This is a genomic window from Sphingobacterium kyonggiense (assembly GCF_039536825.1).
In the GTDB taxonomy this organism is placed as follows: domain Bacteria; phylum Bacteroidota; class Bacteroidia; order Sphingobacteriales; family Sphingobacteriaceae; genus Sphingobacterium; species Sphingobacterium kyonggiense.
This window is the reverse complement of the sequence record NZ_BAAAZI010000009.1, coordinates 15,405-33,806: the sequence shown is the minus strand read 5'-3', so window position 1 is coordinate 33,806 and position 18,402 is coordinate 15,405. Positions and strand designations below refer to the sequence as shown.

Genomic DNA, 18,402 nt, shown 5'->3' with positions numbered 1-18,402 from the left:
CTATATTTTGAGAATAATAAATTTATGGGAAAATTACTAAAGATTTTATTGACCTTGGCTATCATCATTGGTATCACTTGGTTTGTATGGGATCGTATTAAACCTGGAACAACAGTAGACACCAGACATCAGGTATTAATTGAGCGTATTGAAGCTATGGGCAAGTTAGAGCTTGTTAAATACCGTTTATCGGATGTCGTAGAACACAAAAACATAACAGCATACTTACCAGAAGCTAGTGTCCTCTTAATCATTAAGGCGGATGCGGTTGGTTGTATAGACTTGACCAAATTAGATAGTACAGATGTCAAAGTGTCAGGAGATTCTGTTTCCATTACACTTCCAAAACCAGAAATCTGTTATGTGAAAATAGATCATAAGGATTCTAAGGTTTATGATACAAAAATGGCCTTTTTTAGGGAGGCAACTTTGGTAGATGAAGCTTACAAAGCTGCTGAAGAAGAAATACATAGACAGGTGAAGAATTCAGATATTCTACAACAGACGCAGAATAATGCCATTCATGTCTTTAAACCACTAATTGAAGCGTTAGGATTCAGCAAAGTAAGCTTATCTTTCAAGTAAGTACAGATCGAAATGAAAGAAACGCAAAATGTATATAAGGTATACGATAAGATTGCCTCTTGGTTTGATAAAAACCGAGGGCAAGACCTTATGGAAAAAGCGTATTTAGACTTTATTATACAATCCATCCCAAAACAAAGTCATGTATTAGATTTAGGTTGCGGCACTGGAAAACCTATCCTTTCCTACCTCCTGCAGCATAATATGCAAGTAACTGCTGTTGATGCCAGTAAAGCAATTCTGGATATAGCGAAAGCAAACTTTCCTGATACCGAATTTATCTTGGAGGATATGCGAAAGTTAGACCTAGATCGAAAATATGATGCCTTAATCGCTTGGCATAGCTTCTTTCACTTAAGTCAAGATGATCAGAAAGAGATGTTTCCAATTTTCAAAAAACATCTTAAACCTAGAGGTTTCCTTTTGTTTACCGCAGGACCAGATGCTGGTGAAGCCTGGGGTACACTAGATGGAGAACATGTTTACCATGCTTCCCTATCTCCTCAAAAATACCAATCCTTATTGGAAGAACATGGTTTTCAAATCATCCGACAAAAGATGGAAGATCCCGATTGCGGAAATGCATGTATTTGGTTAGCCCAACTTCAATAAACTTATTCTGTCCGGAATTTAATCTTCTTCATATTTGGCAAGAAATAAGCAATAATGCCGATCAGTGGCAAATAGGAACAGACATTATAGATGTTGGTCAATGAAGTCTGATCTGCCCACCAACCTAACATAGCAGCTCCTATCCCACCCATTCCAAAGGCAAAGCCATAAAACAAGCCAGAAACCATTCCTATTTTCTTAGGTAATAATTCCTGTGCATACACTAAAATCGATGGAAAAGCGGATGCCATTATAAATCCAATAATGGACACCAATATAGCCGTCCAAAATAAATTGGCAAATGGAAGCAATAAGGTAAAAGGAGCACAACCTAATACCGAAAGCCATATAATATACTTTCTTCCCAAAACATCACCTAGCGCACCACCAATTAATGTCCCTAAGGCAATTGCGATAAGGAAATAAAACAAGTAAACTTGTGCACCAACTTCTGTGATACCAAATTTCTGCATCATATAAAATTGCAAATAACTAGTTATGCTGGCGATATAGATGTATTTAGAAAATATCAATAACAATAGAATCCCTATGGCTAAGGCTACTCTTGATGAAGAAAGATCTGGTATGCGGATTGCCTTTTTAGCCTGTCCCCTTTGGGCATGTAGCACCTTTTTGTACCAGGTTGCTATATAGCCTAAGATTAATTGTGCAATAACCACAACCGCCAAAAACCAGATAATATACTTTTGCCCATTTGGCAATACGACCCAAGCTAATAATAAAGGCGCTAATGCTGCTCCTGTATTTCCACCAATTTGGAAGATTGACTGCGCTAAACTGCGCTTTCCACCGGAAGATAGGTAAGCTACCCGAGAAGACTCAGGATGGAATATGGAAGAACCAATCCCAACCATAGTGACCGAGAATAGTACGGAAGCATAATTGTTAGCATAGGCTAATGCAATCACTCCAAAAAAGCTAAACATCATCCCTATAATCTGCGAATATGGCTGAGGATGCTTATCTGTATAAGCACCTACCACGGGTTGCAATAAGGAAGATGCCAATTGAAAGCATAGGGTAATAACACCAATCTGCGCATAATTCAAATGAAAATTCTCTTTCAGGATCGGATAAGAAGCTGGAATAATGGCTTGAATTAAATCGTTGGAAAGGTGGGCTAAGCAAATGGCTAAAAGAATTGGGTAAGCCGTTTTTGTGGAGTCGTATGCGAATGTTGCCTTCTGCATGAGGAAAATAACTATGAAAAATAATACCTTTTAGCTCCTCAAACCTATTTGGTTTGAAAAGCATTCAAAGCTATAAATTATTTGAAGCAAAGCCTATATAAAAATCATTTTAGACTTTGTGAAGACAAATAGGTTCTAAAAGGAATATTTCATGCTAAAGAAGCATATGTATTAAACAGGATACAAGCAACTATTTGCGTTGATATGGATTCGATATTCGAACGCAATTCCTATGGATTTCACTCGGATCTCTTTCGGATCTCGTTCGCTTCTAACCGAACGAGATCCGAAGGAGTTCCGAACAAGTTCCGAAGGAGATCCGAAGGAGTCTTGAATAAAACCCCTGTGAGAGACGTTGTGACTACAAACAAAAGACAACAGAATTTGGAAAGGAAAAAGGAAAATGTGGTAAGGAAAAAGAAGAAAGGGAAAAGTAGAATGGAACGAAGATTCCTTTTTACTTTTCCCTTTCTAATTATTTATATGAAGTCTTACTTGTTTAATTCCAATGCAGGTTTGATATCCTCTAGGATAGCCATATATTCTTCGCCTGAACTTTGAGGGTTTGGGAAAACTTTTCCTGTTACCATCACTTTTACTGAGCCATCTTCCTGAGGAACTTCGAGAACCTTGGAGATGTGGACATGGGATCTTACAGGTATTTCTGCGATAAGTTTTGCTGTAGGCATTCCATTTTGACTCGATAGAAAATTACCGGTCTTCCCTCCCTCTTTTTGCTGGGTATATTCGTAATAATACGTTGGTGCTTTTGTAAAAAAGATATTATTGGCGATGTCAGCATATTTAGGATCATCCGACACGTCTCCTTTTTGTTTGGAGCTGCATGCAACGAATACAAATACACTAAGCAATAATAGGGATAGTTGTGTGATTAGGTTCTTTTTCATGATTAAAAAATAAGGTAGTTTAAATAAATCTTGGTGTTGAATACAAATAGAACGTATATATCTCAAAATCGTTTTGTGATTTTAAGGGATGGTTATAGCAATTATATATTTGCGATAGTCGAAAAAACCATCTCTTGATGGATTTGTTCTATTATTATCGGGGAACCGAATTAATCAAGATAATTGTGTACTATTAAATATAAATTTTTATATTTATAGAAATACCGCTAAGAATAGTACGTTAAGAAATTAAGTTTTCCAGTAATGGAGGAACTGAATCGTTGACACCGAATTATATAGAATGACGGCCTATTTAGAACAAATTTTTGCGTTTGTATTGTCCAAGTGGTATTATAGCAGCGCCTTCTTTTTTGTCTTTTTTAGTATTTTGTATTTGCTTGGCACTTATACAAGCGAATGGATTATACGGCATTATAAGCGTAAATGGAATCTTCAGCAAATTGTGCATGCGCACAAACCTGGTCAAACAAGAAAGGAGATTCAGAATTCATTTGTTTCCATATTTGTTTTCAGCCTTCAGGCTATTCCCTTTCAACTTTTATATGCTCATGGTTTCTTTAAAGTAGGATTTTATAATCCTTGGGCTTGTCTATGGGAAATTCCAATCTTGTTTTTGTGGAATGAACTGCATTTCTATACCATGCATTGGATTTTACATCGACGCTGGTTTTTCAAAAACGTGCATAAAACACACCACTGGTCCAAAGAGCCGAGCAGTTATTCTATTTATAGCTTCCATTGGATAGAAGCTTTTATGCTTGGCACAGTCATCTTCTTCCCCGTATTATTTCATGAGTTTCAGCTAATAAGCTTGCTGAGTTTACCTGTAATGAGTATTATCATTAACCTGTTGGGCCATTGCAATCATGAATTCCCAAGTGACAAGCCCAGCACTTCATTTTCAAAATTCACTTTTAGACATAGTATGCATCACCAAGCTAGCCGAGGAAATTTCGGCTTTATGCTTCCCATATTTGATAAAATTTTTCAGACACAAGTAAATACGAATCAGAAAAAATGAACAAGAAAAAACCTGTTTATATAACCGCTATCGGGGTTCATTTACCCAACAAAGCCATTTCAAATAATGAAATGGAAGATTATTTAGGATTAATTGGAGGAAAACCTTCGCGTTCGAAAGATCGGATGTTGCAACAGAATGGAATCCATACGCGTTATTACGCCATGGATAAAGCTCAACAGGCAACCGATTCTGTAGCTGGAATGGCAGCGAAAGCCATTGAAAACTGCTTGGATAAAGCAAAAGTAGGCAAATCCGCTATTCAATTGCTAACCGCTGGGACAACACAAGCAGACCTTCCAGTTCCCGGATTTGCAAGCATGTTACAGGCAGAGGCTGCATTGCCAGTTTGTGGTATCTCCTCTCATCAGAGTGTTTGTGCTGCCGGTATTATGGCATTAAAAAGTGCCTTTCTCCAAATTCAATCTGGAGAATACCAGCGTGCCTTATCTTGCGCATCAGATATGCCTAGTCGCATGTTTAAGGCTTCAAGATTTGAAACTCAACCAAAAATTCAAGAAAAGGGCTTGCCTCTAGATACCGATTTCCTGCGATGGATGCTTTCTGATGGGGCTGGAAGTATGTTACTAGCTGACCAGAAAAACAACAAAGGTTTAAGTTTAGAAATTGAGTGGATTGATGTAAAATCTTATGCCAATAGCTTTGGCGTTTGTATGTATGCCGGAACCAACAAACAAAAGGATGGTACTACAGGCCAATATTGGCTAGATTACCCTAATTTTTCAACAGCTGATGCTGATTCAGCCATTAATTTGAAACAAGACATCAAATTGGTCAATCAAACTGTCAACCTGGGTGTACAGCATTTTTTCGAATTAATTGATCGTGGTAAAATTGATCCTAAAACTATGGACTGGCTGTTATGCCATTATTCTTCTGAATATTTCAAACAACCTATCATTGATCTACTTCAAAAAGGTGGTTTACACATTGAGGATGACAAGTGGTTCAGCAATTTGCACAGTAAGGGCAATACAGGCTCTGCATCGATCTATATTATGCTGGAAGAAATCTTCTATAGTGGAAAATTAAAGGCCGGACAAGAGCTTATATGCATGGTTCCTGAGAGCGGTCGATTTATCACGACTTTTATGAAATTGAAGGTTATAGCACCAAGTTGCGAAACCAAGGAAATTCTTATTTCCAAAGAGGATGAAATCTTAGCTCCGGAGATTCATATTGCCAATAAACCAATACAGGAGAAATTGGTTCGTGAATTGACACAAACCTGGGTAGATTTTGAATTATCCTTACGAAATACCCCTATCATTGACCGCATATACAATGGAACGATTACTTTGGAGGATTACAGGTTATTATTGTTGAACCTACGACAGCAAGTAATTGATGGATCCCAATGGATTGCAAGGGCAGCATCCAACGTGAGTATGGAATATTTCGATATCCGCTCCTCCTTCATTTCCCATTCAAGGGATGAACATAGAGATTACCAAATCTTGGAAAAGAATTACATCAATTGTGGTGGAACACGTGAGGAATTATACACAGGTGAAAAGAATCTGGGTTCTGATGCTCTAAGCAGCTATATGTTTCATAAAGCCAGCCAGCCTAACCCATTTGATTTATTGGGTGGTATGTTTATTATAGAAGGATTAGGAAATCGATTAGCTGGGAAATGGGGTCGTGCGATACAACAGCAATTAGCATTAAAGGATGATCAAGTTTCGTTCTTTATTTATCATGAGACAAGCGATAGTAATGACAATCATTTTGAGCGTTTTGAAAAGGCCTTGGATTCCGAATTGCTAACAGAGGAAATCGCCAAAAGAATAAGTAAGACTGCTAAGGTGGTAGCAAAACTCTACCAAATGCAATTGGCAGAAATTGGTAATTATTAGTTTAAGTATATGTTACACAACAGCGAATATTTCGAAACAAAAGAGAACAACCCACGGGACCCCAATCATTGGCATGCCTTGTTTCTGGACAATTCTGTTCCGTTTCATAAGGACGCTAAAGCAGCGTTCCTATTTGATTCCGGAAGAAAAAGTAAACAATTCTTATTGCCCTTCCTTCGAGTATTTGGAAGATTAACCATTATTTTCTTTCAGATCTTCAAAGCCATTGCTCCTAACCTCATCAATGCACCCAAGACATTGCATCGGTTTTTATATTGGGGAATGAAATATTGGGTTTCACCAGAAGCGAATTTCCTAATATTGCGACATTTCTATTTAGGTTCCGAAGTGCTGCGGTTCATAAAAGACAATGTGGATGGTGCAGAAAACATTCCGATGAACCCACTTAAACCATTAAGTATTAAAGCGGTTAAGGATAATCTATTTCTTGAACACGATTTAAATCTGTATAATTTTATTATCAATTTAAATAAAGCCATCCAAGAGCGTGGATTAAAAATTCATCCGGTCAGTAATCCTGTTTTTACGGCTATTGGTCCACAGCCAATTCCATTTGAGGAATTTCCAAACCGTTGGACGAATTTCCTGGATTTGGCTTCAGCCATAGAAATCTTCACACCGGTTTATCAATTTTTCTTAACGGACAATGACTTTTGGCGAGCATCCAATTCCTTACAGCTGGATGAGGTTATCGGCGTATATGCCGCCACCATCATGAGCTGTCCAGAGAAATTAGTGGCACTGAATAATAAGCACCCAATGATTCCTCTCCCGACATATGGAGCTGGATTTAGATTGGTACTCCATGGTTTATCAACCGAAGTATTGCATCATTTGATCAGTACCGAGAAATTTAAATCAGAAGCAGCATAATAAGAAAGCCCCTGTTTACAACAAGGGCTTTCCTATGTTTCCTACTTATGTTTTTTTATTCTTTAGTAACTCCTGAAAGATAGCTAGTAACCTGCGGTATGGTTGCATCCTTAAGCAGTACATTTTTATGCTTATCGAGCAAATAGATTGTTGGAGTTGCTAAAATTTGATACAGCCCCATATTTACCACCACTTGTTCTTGATCAAGCCCATTTACCCAATTCTTAGGGATGTTGCTTTTATAATCTTCCCAGATATCACGGTCCCCATCGGGGTAAATAGCCAAGATTTCAAGTTTACCACTTTCAATCATTTTATTATACGCATCATCTGATTTCAAATAAACAAAGGCATCTTCACAAGAACTACAACCGGGTTCATAAAACATGAGGAACAAATAGTCAGCTTGTTCCGCATATAAACTAGAGATTTGACCATCCTGTTTAAGGAATTTAAAATCTGCAGCCCGAGTACCTACCTTATTTTTCTGCGTAAGCTTTAGCCTAGAATCATATTTTATTTTTTGATTTTCATCCAAATGATCAGATTTCAAGAGATTGACCAAGAACACTTCATAATACGCATCATTCCTCATCGGTGAGTTCGGATCACTTAAATAGCGATCGAATATGCTCTGAAGCAAATTGAATGTTTTAGGCTCAGCCTTAGCTTGATTTAACAAGTCTTCTATCCCATCATTTAATTTTTCAGGTTTTACCTTATCAAAGATATTGATATAATTGACAACAGCTTGTTCTGTATAATCATTATTTAGACTCACACTAGTGTCCTGGAAGTTATAATTGTCCCAATAATGCTCAAATACGTATTCAGATTTTGCTTCGGGGGTAGTGTATTGTGCAGGAGCTGTTGGGGCTTGATAAGTAGAAGGCGCCTCGGTTGTCCCGCTAGTTTGATCTGCTTTTTTCTGTTGTTGACAAGAAACCAACAAAATAGAAGCAGCAAGAAAACTCAAATATTTCATGTTTATCATATTTCAAGTTAAAATAAGGAAAATAAGGTGAAAGGTAAAAGTTGAAAAGAGATTTGTAGGATTTTGAGGCAACTATTAAAAATAAAAATAGGCAGTAAGAAAACCTCACTGCCTAAAACTTTAATTTGGAAGGTAGTAAAATTATTTTATTAGTATATCTGCAATAGTTATTACAGCTCTACTTAATCTAGGATCGTTGTAGAACATGTTAGGCACACCACCTTTATGACTTGTTTTTAATTGCTTAGGATTTACGTTAAATTCATTAACCAATACATTGTAGATTGCTTCAGCACGAGCTTTACTTAAACGCTCATTAATTGCAGGTGTTCCAGTTCCCTCATCAGCATAACCCGTGATGGAATAAACAAATTCAGAATTAGTTTCTTTGATCAATTTAGCGAAGAAACCTAAGTTTACACGAGCCTCGTTACTAACGGTGCTTTTGTTGATAGGGAAAGTCACTAATATAGGAGCTGCTAAGAGATTCTTTTTAACATTGATATTGGTGATTGTAGAATCTTTTGCTTCTGCTAAAAGCTTACGTAGAGCATCGTTATCCGCCTCTAATTTCTGTAAACGACTGATCAGGTTCTGAAATTCAGCTTGATCATAAGTTTCTGTAATGGTAGTTGTAGTAGGTCTATTCCAATCGCGTTTATTGAATTTATATACCAAACCTAAACTAGTAGATAATTGACCTTCGTTTCTACGTCCACCAATTTCGCCATCAAAACGGTCATTAACCATTGCACCACGAATATCTAAGGTTAAGTCCAACGACTTTGCCAAACGGAAAGTATTAAATAAACCGATATTAGCACTAACTTCACGTTCGATTGGCTCTTCAGTAGTCACCATCCATCCTAAACCAGCATATGGGCTGATATTATAAAAACGATCAGCTTTATATCCAGCAATAATGTTTGTTAAATTAAACAATACATCAGCTCTTACATGCCAATAACTAAACTCTTGACGCGTTAATTCATACCCTTCCCAAGGAATCTTATCATAAGGGCCCGTCGAGTGGCTTCCATTCTGGGTTAATCCCACAATTTTAAATCCATCCACCCCAGCACGAACACCAATACCTGGAGTAAACCATTTACCAACATAACCTTGGAAATAAGGTGATATACGATCACCGAATTCAGCTTGCTTGTTATGATCTCCGAAAAACATTTGACCTCCAGCACTTGCACCGAAGAACCAATTGTCAAAAAAACGATTTGTCTTAACTGAATATTTATCGGTATCTTCTGTAACAACAGAATCACGCTTTACAGTTAGGGTTTGACCATAACTCGCTGCACTTATGCCTAATCCTAAGGCAATGGCTAATAATTTTTTGTTCATTTCTTAATACAATAAGAAGGATAATAAATTAATTCTATTTCTATCATACCTAATGTTCCCTCATTTATTTGAACAAACTGGCATGAATAACTTTTTTAATTCGAAGAAGTAAAAGTTAGTGTGAATGATCCTTTTAAATCCATACAAATCGAGACAAATATAAATTGGAATTTATTAATTCAAAAAAACCAACAACAGGTCGTTGACGAATAAATATTTCTTAATTATTTATACAAAAACACAATTTTATTTATAAAAATTGGTTGTTGAATAATTTTTAATATTCAAATAAATATATTTTTAATTATTATGATTATTTGAGGTAAATCAAAGTGTGATTTAGGTCACATTCTGTCAATTGGGTTAATTTATATTTGTAAGCATACAACTACATCGCTAATAATCAAGCATTCTATGGGTTTTTGAGTGAAAACAGTATGTTTTATAGAGAAACTATTTGTTAAAAAATATTCCTCAAGACAAGATTGAAAGGATCTATGATTTTATTAAAATCGGGTTCTAAAAATTATTGTGTTCAATTGTTTCGGATAAATCAACAGACGATAAATTCTTAGGAATATTTATCATTTGATACCAAAACTGATGGATTAATAATTCCCGATGATCTTCAATAAAAACAAAAAGGTCGGAAGGTAAATGTTAAATCTAGCTTCCGACCTTATTGAACTTTGATAAGTTTGAGTTTTGAATTAAAATAGTTAGTGTGAATAATTTCTTTTAGTTCATTTTCAAATTCTATTCAAATATAGTATCGAATAAAAGATTAATGAAATTATTAGGTTAAACCTTACACACTCCTAAATTAACTATACAAACACCAATAATTTACTAAAACGTTTAATTTAATAATATAACTAAACAATTATATCTGATTACCCTATATTTTTAATATATATTTACTTTTATTCTTATTATGAACATTTATTACACTAATTACCGACTATTGATTAATTATATTTGTAAATATATGACTACATAAATCACTGGTTAAAGTCATTCTCTTAGGGAAGATGACCAACAAACAGCCACTATAGAGTTTAAACAGCACATTGTTAAGCTAAAAGGGATTTATTAGTCAAATAGGCCACATTTGAATGATTAAATATTTTACCTTATAAAAATTCTAGCATAAAAAAAGAGGACATAAAGTCCTCTTATATATAATTTATTAGTTTAGTTACTAAACGACCATATTGATAATTTTACCTTTTACAAAGATGATCTTTTTGATATCCTTACCATCTAAAAAGCGTTGAATTTCTGCATTATCTTTCAAAATCGCCTCTACAGCTGGTTGTTCTAAGTCTAAAGCTAAAGGAAGATTCATCTTCATTTTACCATTGATAGATACTGGATAAGCAAATTCACTTTCCACCAAATATTCAGGATTGAACTTAGGATATGCAGCAAAGGATATAGTTCCAGGTGCATTACCTAATTTCGCCCATAACTCTTCGGTAATATGCGGAGCATAAGGCTCAAGACAGATAATTAAATCTTGTAAGATCTTACGTTTATTACATTTAAGGTCTGTCAACTCATTCACACAGATCATAAATGCAGATACGGAAGTGTTGAAAGAGAAACGTTCAACATCATCCTCTACCTTTTTTATGATTTTATGTAATGCCTTATATTCTGCTTTGGTTGGTTCTTCATCCGATACATTGAAGTTTCCTTCAGCATCATGGAATAAACGCCAGACTTTACGTAAGAATTTGTATACCCCCTCGATACCGTTAGTGTTCCAAGGTTTCGCTTGTTCCAAAGGACCTAAGAACATTTCATATAAACGCAATGTATCCGCACCATATTGACTGATAATATCATCTGGATTGACAACATTGAATTTGGATTTTGACATTTTCTCCACTTCTGTACCGCAGATATATTTATCATTCTCCAAAACAAACTCTGCATTATTGAAATCAGGACGGAATGCCTTAAACTTCTCTAAATCCAATATATCATTATGTACAATATTTACATCAACATGCAATGGAATGCAGTTGTATTGGTTTTTTAAGCCTAATGATACGAATTTATTAGTACCTCTGCCCTCTTCATCCAATACACGATAAACAAAGTTAGAACGACCTTGGATCATCCCCTGGTTGATCAACTTTTTGAATGGTTCTTCCTCATTGTGGTACCCCATATCTTTTAGGAACTTGTTCCAAAAGCGGGAATACAATAAGTGTCCTGTGGCATGTTCAGAACCACCAATATATAAATCTACTGCTTTCCAATAATCGACAGCTTCTGGAGAGGCAAATTGATTTTTGTTCTGCGGATCCATATAACGGAACCAATACCATGAAGATCCTGCCCAACCCGGCATGGTGCTTAATTCGTACTCGTATTCATCTTGGTATTTCCAGTCTTCGGCACGACCTAATGGCGGCTCTCCGGATTCTGTAGGCAAGTATTTGTCTACTTCTGGCAATAACAATGGTAATTCTTCTTCTTTAATTAAATATGGTAAACCATTTTTAAAATAAACTGGAACAGGTTCTCCCCAATAACGCTGACGACCAAATATAGCATCACGCATACGGAAGTTCACCTTAGCTTTCCCTAACCTAAGTGACTCTAGACGTTCAACTAAAGCTGGAACAGCTTCCTGATAAGTTAAGCCATTGATAAAGTCAGAATTAATGTATTTCCCATCCTTGTTAGGGTCTGCCGCTTCAGTAATATCTTGAGAATCTGAAATTGGAATAATCGGAAGGTTAAAATGTTTAGCAAACACATAATCACGCTGATCACCTGAAGGTACAGCCATAACTGCCCCAGTTCCATATCCTGCTAATACATAATCAGCAATCCATATCTGTACATCTTCTCCAGTTATTGGATGCTTAGCATAAGATCCTGTAAATGCTCCAGATACTGTTTTTGTATCGGCCATACGGTCTAACTCAGACTTTTTCGATGTTTTATCGATATAAGATTCAATATTAGCGCGTTGTTCTTCGGTAGTTAAAGCAGCAACAAGCTCATGTTCTGGTGCTAATACAATAAAGCTAACGCCAAAAATAGTATCTACACGAGTCGTGAAAACTTCAATATTAGTATCCAATTGTGGCACTGGGAATTTCACACTGGCTCCAACTGACTTGCCAATCCAATTGCGTTGCATTTCAACCAATGGTTCTGGCCAGTCGATGGTATCTAATCCACGCAATAAACGGTCAGCATAGGCTGTGATACGCATGGACCACTGCATCATTTTCTTTTGTTCTACTGGAAATCCACCACGCTCCGACACACCATTGATTACTTCATCATTGGCTAATACCGTACCTAAAGCCGGGCACCAGTTTACTGTACTCTCGCGTAAATAAGCAAGGCGATATTTCAACAATTCAACTTGTTGCTCCTCTTCGCTTAATTGATTCCACTGCTCTGCGGTTAACTCAAGAACGTCTTCATCAGCTTCAGCATGAATACCAGCTGAACCTGTTGAACTTAAGTGATCAATCAAAGTCTGAATAGGCTCTGCTTTATCTGTGTCTTTGTTATACCAAGCATCAAATAATTTCATGAAAATCCATTGTGTCCAATGGTAATAATCGGCATTGGAAGTACGAATTTCACGAGACCAATCGTACGAGAAACCAATGTTATCCATTTGCTCTCTGTAACGGTTAATGTTTGTTTCCGTAGTTATAGCTGGGTGCTGCCCAGTTTGAATAGCATATTGCTCAGCTGGAAGACCAAAAGAATCGTATCCCATAGGATGCAATACATTGAAACCTTTCAGACGTTTGTAACGAGAAAAGATATCGGAAGCAATATAACCAAGTGGGTGCCCAACATGTAAGCCCGCACCTGATGGATAAGGGAACATATCCAGCACATAGTATTTGGGTTTGTCTGTACTAGTTTCTGTTTTGAAGGTCTGATTTTCAGCCCAAAACTTCTGCCACTTTTGCTCAATCGTAAGATGATTATACTCCATGATTATCTATAAAAAGGATTTTGAAAGAATTGCGAAAATAGCTATTTTGAGGCAATTTCAGCATAAAAGTTTTTTATTCTATACAATAATTTCTGATATTCGTTGTTAGATTTTTAGGGAAAGTAAAGAACTACTAGTTATTCATGTGGATTTAATTAGGGAGGATTCAATCGAATTACTTACTTTCGCACATAATATTAAGGAAATTATATGTCAGTGATCGAACAGGGTTCGCCAAGAAAAAAAACTAAATCGGTATACGTTTCTACAGTAATCAGTATTGCACTGGTACTATTAATGACAGGTCTATTAGGACTTATCCTAGTCCATGCTAAGAACCTCTCCCGTTTTGTAAAAGAAAATATCGTTCTCAATGTCATCGTAAATGACAATGTGAATGAAGGTGATGTACTTAGTTTACAGAAGGATATGGAGAAAGATCCATTTGTTTCCAGGTCTGAATATGTGAGCAAGGAACTAGCTGCTAAAAACCTAAAAGAAGATTTAGGTGAAGATTTCGTGGAATATTTAGGACATAACCCTCTACTTCCTTCTATTGACATCTACTTGAAAGAACAATACGCCAATAGCGATAGCATCAAGATGTTCATCGATAAAATCGGCAAAAACAATAAAGTAAAAGAGGTTGTTTATCAGGAGTCGCTAATCGACATGGTAAATAACAACATCCGTATCATTGGTATTGTCATCTTAGCTTTTGCAGTGATCTTGTTAATCATTGCTGTGGCATTAATCAATAACACCATCCGCTTAGCGATTTATTCACAACGTTTCTTAATTAAGAGTATGCAATTAATCGGTGCTACTAAAGGGTTCATCCGCAGACCATACATCATGTATGGAATAGCACATGGTCTGATTGGATCCTTAATAGCGATTTTGTTATTGGTGTTAACTCTTCAATTTGCACAGAAGCAAGTTCCAGAAATGGTCTTGTTAAGTAATTGGACACAGTTTGCTTTAATCTTCATCATTGTGATTGGATTAGGCATCTTAATTTCTGGATTGAGTACATATTTTGCCGTTACTAAATATTTGCGCGCTAAGTCAGCAAGTTTATACCGTTAATCAATTGTTAATTCGATAAAGATCATGAATCAAACCGTTAAAAAGACTAAAACTGGAAATGAAGCTGCAAAACAAGAGCAGTTTGTGTTTCAAAAAATAAATTATCAGTTGTTTATTCTTAGCATTGTTATAGTTGCTATAGGCTTCCTATTGATGATGGGTACTGAGGATATTTACAGCTTTACTAAAATTACGCTTGCACCACTAGTGGTTGTTGCTGGGTTTGCTGTTGGATTTGTAGCTATTTTATATAAACCGAAAAACAAAGCAAACTAAGCAATGAGTATTTTAGAGGCGATTATCCTAGCGATAGTCGAAGGACTTACGGAGTATTTACCGATTTCCTCAACGGCTCATATGGGCTTTACAGCGGCCCTAATGGGTATGGAAGAGAGTGAGTACCTGAAAATGTTCCAAGTATCCATTCAATTCGGCGCTATTCTATCAATCGTAGTTTTATACTGGCGTAAATTTTTCGATTTCAAGAACTTATTTTTCTATGTTAAATTAGCTATTGCAGTTATTCCTGCATTGGTTTTAGGAAAGTTATTGGATGATAAGATTGAAGCTGTATTAGGCAATCAGATTGCGATCTCTACTGTTTTGGTTTTAGGTGGTGTTGTACTTTTATTCGTTGACAAATGGTTTAAGAATCCAAAGATTACCGATGAGAAGCAAATCCCTATAAAGAAAGCATTTATCATTGGTTTTTGGCAGTGTTTAGCAATGATGCCAGGGACTTCCAGATCTGCAGCTTCCATTATTGGAGGTTTAACACAAGGATTGGATAGAAAGGCAGCAGCTGAGTTCTCCTTCTTCCTAGCTGTTCCAACGATGTTGGCTGTTACAGTATATTCCATATTTGTAAAAACTTGGGGTGAAGGTACTGCCAATGCGCAAAAAGGATATGAAATGATCATGGCGAGCAATGAGAACATCCTTATCTTTATAATTGGTAATGTAGTAGCTTTTATTGTTGCAATGATTGCCGTAAAGAGCTTTATTTCTGTATTGACTAAATACGGATTCAAGTTTTGGGGTTGGTACCGTATTATTATTGGTATTGCCTTATTGGTATTCTTTTGGAATTATTAAAAGCCTCACACAAGATATTTAAAGGGATTGGTTTTACAATCCCTTTTTTGTTTTTATGGAATTTAGAAATTCAAACTGCGGTAAAATTGCTATTATTATGTGCCTAATTACATAAGTCAACCTATCATTACTAATTATTATTCTTATTTTTGCAGAAAATTCAAGTATCCTTGATTTGAAATTCTTTCAATAATAATTAGTTTACAAAATCAAGAATAGTAAGTAGCGGATGGATATTACAACAAAAGAAAGCATAATAAAGGACCTTAACTTTGCTGAGGGAGCAGTACTCTTAATTGACAAACCAGTTACCTGGACAAGTTTTGATGTGGTAGGCAAGCTCAGAAATAGTCTTAAGCCATTAAAGATAAAGGTTGGTCATGCTGGAACATTAGATCCATTAGCAACAGGCTTATTAATCGTCTGTACTGGTAAGATGACGAAAAAGATCGATGGATTTCAAGCTGAAGATAAGGAATACACCGGGACAATTACCCTTGGAGCCACTACCCCTTCTTATGATTTAGAAACTGAAATCGACCAAAAGTTTGATATCTCTTCCATCACAGAGGAACAAATCCAACAGACTGCAATAAACTTTATTGGTGAACAGGATCAATTTCCTCCTGCACACTCGGCCATTAAAATCGACGGTGAACGTGTTTATGAAAAAGCGAGACGTGGTGAAGATGTTGAGTTAAAAGCCAGAAGAATTAATATTACTGATTTTAAGATTGAAAAAATAGAGTTGCCAGTTGTTCATTTTCGAATTTCATGTTCGAAAGGGACCTATATCCGTTCCATTGCGCATGACTTTGGAAAGGCTTTGGGGAATGGTGCTCACTTATCTTCTTTAAGGAGAACCAAAAGTGGTGATTTCCATGTGGATAATGCTTGGGATCTCATGGAATTAATCAACCAAGTTAAACAAAACAAACAGCCTATCCTGCAGTAATTACCTTCTATTAAACAAAAATGAAGATATACAGAAATCTAGATGAATTCAAGCCCTTGGACTATGCCATAGTGACCATTGGTACTTTCGATGGTGTGCATGTTGGTCATCAAAAGATTCTAAATAAATTAGTGGAGTTAGCAAAAGATAACACCGGAGAGACCGTGTTATTGACGTTCTATCCACACCCAAGATTAATTATCAATCCAGACGATGATTCTCTACGATTAATCAACGACATCGAAGAAAAAGTAGAACGATTGGGAATTGCTGGCATTGACCACCTCATCATTACTCCATTTACTAGAGATTTCTCCATTCAAAGTCCTGAAGAATATATTTCAAATGTATTGGTCAATAAAATCGGCTGTAAAAAGATTGTAATTGGTTATGATCACCACTTTGGCAAAGATCGCAAAGGTACTATCAAAGATTTGATTCATAATTCCCAGATCTTTGATTACACGGTTGAAGAAATCCCGGAGCAAGACATCGAAGATGTTGCTGTATCTTCTACAAGAATCCGTGAATCCTTAATTAAAGGTGATATTATCACAGCAAACAAATATTTAGGGTATCCATTTGAATTGACAGGAACTGTGATTCGTGGAGATCAAATCGGAAGAGAGATTGGTTTCCCTACGGCAAATCTTCATATTCATGAACCGCATAAGCTTATACCTGCTTACGGCATCTATGCCGTAGAGGTTGAAATTTACCCTTGTACTACAGAAATAAAAACAGGACATTATTTCCAACCAGAGCCTGAACGCGTTGCTAAAGGCATGTGTTATATCGGAACAAGACCCACAGTTGATGGAATGAGCCGTAAGATTGAGGTCAATCTATTGGATTTCAATGATGATCTGTATACAAAGACAGTACGAGTTAAATTCCTAGAGTTCATCAGACACGATCAATGGTTCGAAAGCCTAGAATTGATGCAGGAACAGATTAAAAAAGACGAAACTGCTATCCGCAGTTTCTTTGAACAATATGCGTAAAATAAAAAGGAGCTTAAAATTTAGCTCCTTTTTATTTTATGTTTAATGTAATTGAAATAAATCCTTAACTCCTAATAATTTTCTTGAGGTAAATCCTTCTGCGTATTTCACTTGAATGGACCGCCCTAGCTCTTGTGCTCTTGCACGAGTAGAAAGCATAAAATCAGGATTAGAGATATAGGTCTCAGGTTCATCATTCGAGTCAGAAACATTGAACTGCGTTTTATATGCAAGAATAGATCTTTCTTTAATATCCCAGAACGCAGTAATATCAATTAAAATATCGGGTTGAATATATTTATCTTGAATAAGCTGTAATTGTAATCTTGGTCGGAAAGCTTCTTGAGTTTGACCATCTAAATCAGTTTCTATTCTACGTAAGCCTGCCAAGAATAAGGCATCATTCACCAATTTACTTGCACGACCATGATCCGGATGGCGATCATCTAATGCATTGGTAATAACGATTTCAGGTTGATATTTACGAATTGCACGAATAATAGTTAATTGGCATTCTTCATTATTTTGGAAAAAACCATCTCTAAGTTTCAGATTTTCACGAACAGCCACGCCTAATATATCAGCGGCATCTTGAGCTTCTTTTAAACGAGTTTCAGCTGTACCACGCGTCCCTAATTCACCTTGGGTTAAATCAATAATACCTACGCTCTTTCCTTCAGCCACATATTTTGCAATGACTCCTCCAGCACCTAATTCAGCATCATCTGGGTGAACAGTCATTACGAGTAAATCTAACTTCATTATTTTTCGTTTTGGTCCAAAATTAAC

General features: G+C 36.3%; 16 protein-coding genes. 10 read left to right on the top strand and 6 right to left on the bottom strand.

Features of this window, described 5'->3' with window-relative positions:
* The first annotated feature begins 24 nt into the window (after positions 1-24).
* Complete coding sequence (locus ABD676_RS10855; protein ID WP_344674695.1) at positions 25-585, top strand: DUF4230 domain-containing protein; 561 nt, start codon at positions 25-27, stop codon at positions 583-585.
* Positions 586-597: 12 nt separating this feature from the next.
* Positions 598-1,197, top strand: a complete 600-nt coding sequence (locus ABD676_RS10850; protein WP_344674694.1) for a class I SAM-dependent DNA methyltransferase — start codon at positions 598-600, stop codon at positions 1,195-1,197.
* Between the two features lie 2 nt (positions 1,198-1,199).
* Here ABD676_RS10850 and ABD676_RS10845 read toward each other — a convergent pair whose 3' ends face one another.
* Together ABD676_RS10845 and ABD676_RS10840 are read right to left on the bottom strand one after the other, a co-directional pair.
* Positions 1,200-2,408: an MFS transporter gene (locus ABD676_RS10845; RefSeq protein ID WP_344674693.1), complete on the bottom strand. Its 1,209-nt coding sequence runs from the start codon at positions 2,406-2,408 to the stop codon at positions 1,200-1,202.
* A gap of 491 nt (positions 2,409-2,899) precedes the next feature.
* Positions 2,900-3,316 (bottom strand): hypothetical protein, encoded by a 417-nt coding sequence (locus ABD676_RS10840; protein ID WP_344674692.1) that lies wholly within the window; start codon positions 3,314-3,316, stop codon positions 2,900-2,902.
* 463 nt (positions 3,317-3,779) lie between these two features.
* Between ABD676_RS10840 and ABD676_RS10835 the strand changes: the two genes are divergently transcribed.
* From ABD676_RS10835 to ABD676_RS10825, 3 genes are read left to right on the top strand one after another with little or no spacing between them, the layout of a single operon-like run.
* On the top strand, positions 3,780-4,358 hold the full coding sequence (locus ABD676_RS10835) for a sterol desaturase family protein (protein ID WP_344674691.1): 579 nt from the start codon (positions 3,780-3,782) through the stop codon (positions 4,356-4,358).
* On the top strand, positions 4,355-6,238 hold the full coding sequence (locus ABD676_RS10830; protein ID WP_344674690.1) for a beta-ketoacyl-ACP synthase III: 1,884 nt from the start codon (positions 4,355-4,357) through the stop codon (positions 6,236-6,238). The genes ABD676_RS10835 and ABD676_RS10830 overlap by 4 nt, the downstream gene beginning before the upstream one ends.
* A 9-nt stretch (positions 6,239-6,247) precedes the next feature.
* Positions 6,248-7,132: a DUF6999 family protein gene (locus ABD676_RS10825; RefSeq protein ID WP_344674689.1), complete on the top strand. Its 885-nt coding sequence runs from the start codon at positions 6,248-6,250 to the stop codon at positions 7,130-7,132.
* A 55-nt stretch (positions 7,133-7,187) separates the two neighbouring features.
* Here the strand turns inward: ABD676_RS10825 and ABD676_RS10820 are convergent, their stop codons facing one another.
* The 3 genes from ABD676_RS10820 to leuS all read right to left on the bottom strand — a co-directional run bounded on the left by ABD676_RS10820 (position 7,188) and on the right by leuS (position 13,470).
* Entirely contained in the window at positions 7,188-8,117 is a 930-nt protein-coding gene (locus ABD676_RS10820; protein ID WP_344674688.1) for a DUF5106 domain-containing protein, read from the bottom strand.
* A gap of 150 nt (positions 8,118-8,267) precedes the next feature.
* Positions 8,268-9,485 carry an OmpA family protein gene (locus ABD676_RS10815; protein ID WP_344674687.1) on the bottom strand — a complete coding sequence of 406 codons (1,218 nt, stop codon included), beginning with the start codon at positions 9,483-9,485 and terminating at the stop codon, positions 8,268-8,270.
* Between the two features lie 1,201 nt (positions 9,486-10,686).
* Positions 10,687-13,470 carry a leucine--tRNA ligase gene (leuS, locus tag ABD676_RS10810; protein ID WP_344674686.1) on the bottom strand — a complete coding sequence of 928 codons (2,784 nt, stop codon included), beginning with the start codon at positions 13,468-13,470 and terminating at the stop codon, positions 10,687-10,689.
* Positions 13,471-13,680: 210 nt separating this feature from the next.
* On the opposite strand from leuS, the gene ABD676_RS10805 reads away from it, so the two are divergent.
* The 5 genes from ABD676_RS10805 (at position 13,681) to ABD676_RS10785 (ending at position 17,613) form a co-directional block, all read left to right on the top strand.
* The gene (locus ABD676_RS10805; protein WP_344674685.1) at positions 13,681-14,559 is read left to right on the top strand and encodes a cell division protein FtsX; all 879 of its coding nucleotides are present in this window, start codon (positions 13,681-13,683) and stop codon (positions 14,557-14,559) included.
* Between the two features lie 24 nt (positions 14,560-14,583).
* Entirely contained in the window at positions 14,584-14,835 is a 252-nt protein-coding gene (locus ABD676_RS10800; protein ID WP_344674684.1) for a DUF3098 domain-containing protein, read from the top strand.
* A 3-nt stretch (positions 14,836-14,838) separates the two neighbouring features.
* Complete coding sequence (locus ABD676_RS10795; RefSeq protein WP_344674683.1) at positions 14,839-15,654, top strand: undecaprenyl-diphosphate phosphatase; 816 nt, start codon at positions 14,839-14,841, stop codon at positions 15,652-15,654.
* Positions 15,655-15,883: 229 nt separating this feature from the next.
* On the top strand, positions 15,884-16,609 hold the full coding sequence (gene truB / locus ABD676_RS10790; protein ID WP_344674682.1) for a tRNA pseudouridine(55) synthase TruB: 726 nt from the start codon (positions 15,884-15,886) through the stop codon (positions 16,607-16,609).
* 20 nt (positions 16,610-16,629) lie between these two features.
* Positions 16,630-17,613, top strand: coding sequence for a bifunctional riboflavin kinase/FAD synthetase (locus tag ABD676_RS10785; RefSeq protein ID WP_344674681.1), 984 nt, complete (start codon positions 16,630-16,632; stop codon positions 17,611-17,613).
* Between the two features lie 42 nt (positions 17,614-17,655).
* Here ABD676_RS10785 and bshB1 read toward each other — a convergent pair whose 3' ends face one another.
* Positions 17,656-18,375 (bottom strand): bacillithiol biosynthesis deacetylase BshB1, encoded by a 720-nt coding sequence (gene bshB1, locus ABD676_RS10780; protein WP_344674680.1) that lies wholly within the window; start codon positions 18,373-18,375, stop codon positions 17,656-17,658.
* Between the last annotated feature and the right edge of the window lie 27 nt (positions 18,376-18,402).

Bases quoted from the DNA above. Each gene is read 5' to 3' on its own strand.
- ABD676_RS10795 (WP_344674683.1), top strand. From the start codon at position 14,839: ATGAGTATTTTAGAGGCGATTATCCTAGCGATAGTCGAAGGACTTACG.
- ABD676_RS10820 (WP_344674688.1), bottom strand. From the start codon at position 8,117: ATGAAATATTTGAGTTTTCTTGCTGCTTCTATTTTGTTGGTTTCTTGT.
- ABD676_RS10800 (WP_344674684.1), top strand. From the start codon at position 14,584: ATGAATCAAACCGTTAAAAAGACTAAAACTGGAAATGAAGCTGCAAAA.
- ABD676_RS10855 (WP_344674695.1), top strand. From the start codon at position 25: ATGGGAAAATTACTAAAGATTTTATTGACCTTGGCTATCATCATTGGT.
- bshB1 (WP_344674680.1), bottom strand. From the start codon at position 18,375: ATGAAGTTAGATTTACTCGTAATGACTGTTCACCCAGATGATGCTGAA.
- truB (WP_344674682.1), top strand. From the start codon at position 15,884: ATGGATATTACAACAAAAGAAAGCATAATAAAGGACCTTAACTTTGCT.
- ABD676_RS10830 (WP_344674690.1), top strand. From the start codon at position 4,355: ATGAACAAGAAAAAACCTGTTTATATAACCGCTATCGGGGTTCATTTA.
- ABD676_RS10850 (WP_344674694.1), top strand. From the start codon at position 598: ATGAAAGAAACGCAAAATGTATATAAGGTATACGATAAGATTGCCTCT.
- ABD676_RS10845 (WP_344674693.1), bottom strand. From the start codon at position 2,408: ATGCAGAAGGCAACATTCGCATACGACTCCACAAAAACGGCTTACCCA.
- ABD676_RS10805 (WP_344674685.1), top strand. From the start codon at position 13,681: ATGTCAGTGATCGAACAGGGTTCGCCAAGAAAAAAAACTAAATCGGTA.
- leuS (WP_344674686.1), bottom strand. From the start codon at position 13,470: ATGGAGTATAATCATCTTACGATTGAGCAAAAGTGGCAGAAGTTTTGG.
- ABD676_RS10785 (WP_344674681.1), top strand. From the start codon at position 16,630: ATGAAGATATACAGAAATCTAGATGAATTCAAGCCCTTGGACTATGCC.
- ABD676_RS10840 (WP_344674692.1), bottom strand. From the start codon at position 3,316: ATGAAAAAGAACCTAATCACACAACTATCCCTATTATTGCTTAGTGTA.
- ABD676_RS10815 (WP_344674687.1), bottom strand. From the start codon at position 9,485: ATGAACAAAAAATTATTAGCCATTGCCTTAGGATTAGGCATAAGTGCA.
- ABD676_RS10825 (WP_344674689.1), top strand. From the start codon at position 6,248: ATGTTACACAACAGCGAATATTTCGAAACAAAAGAGAACAACCCACGG.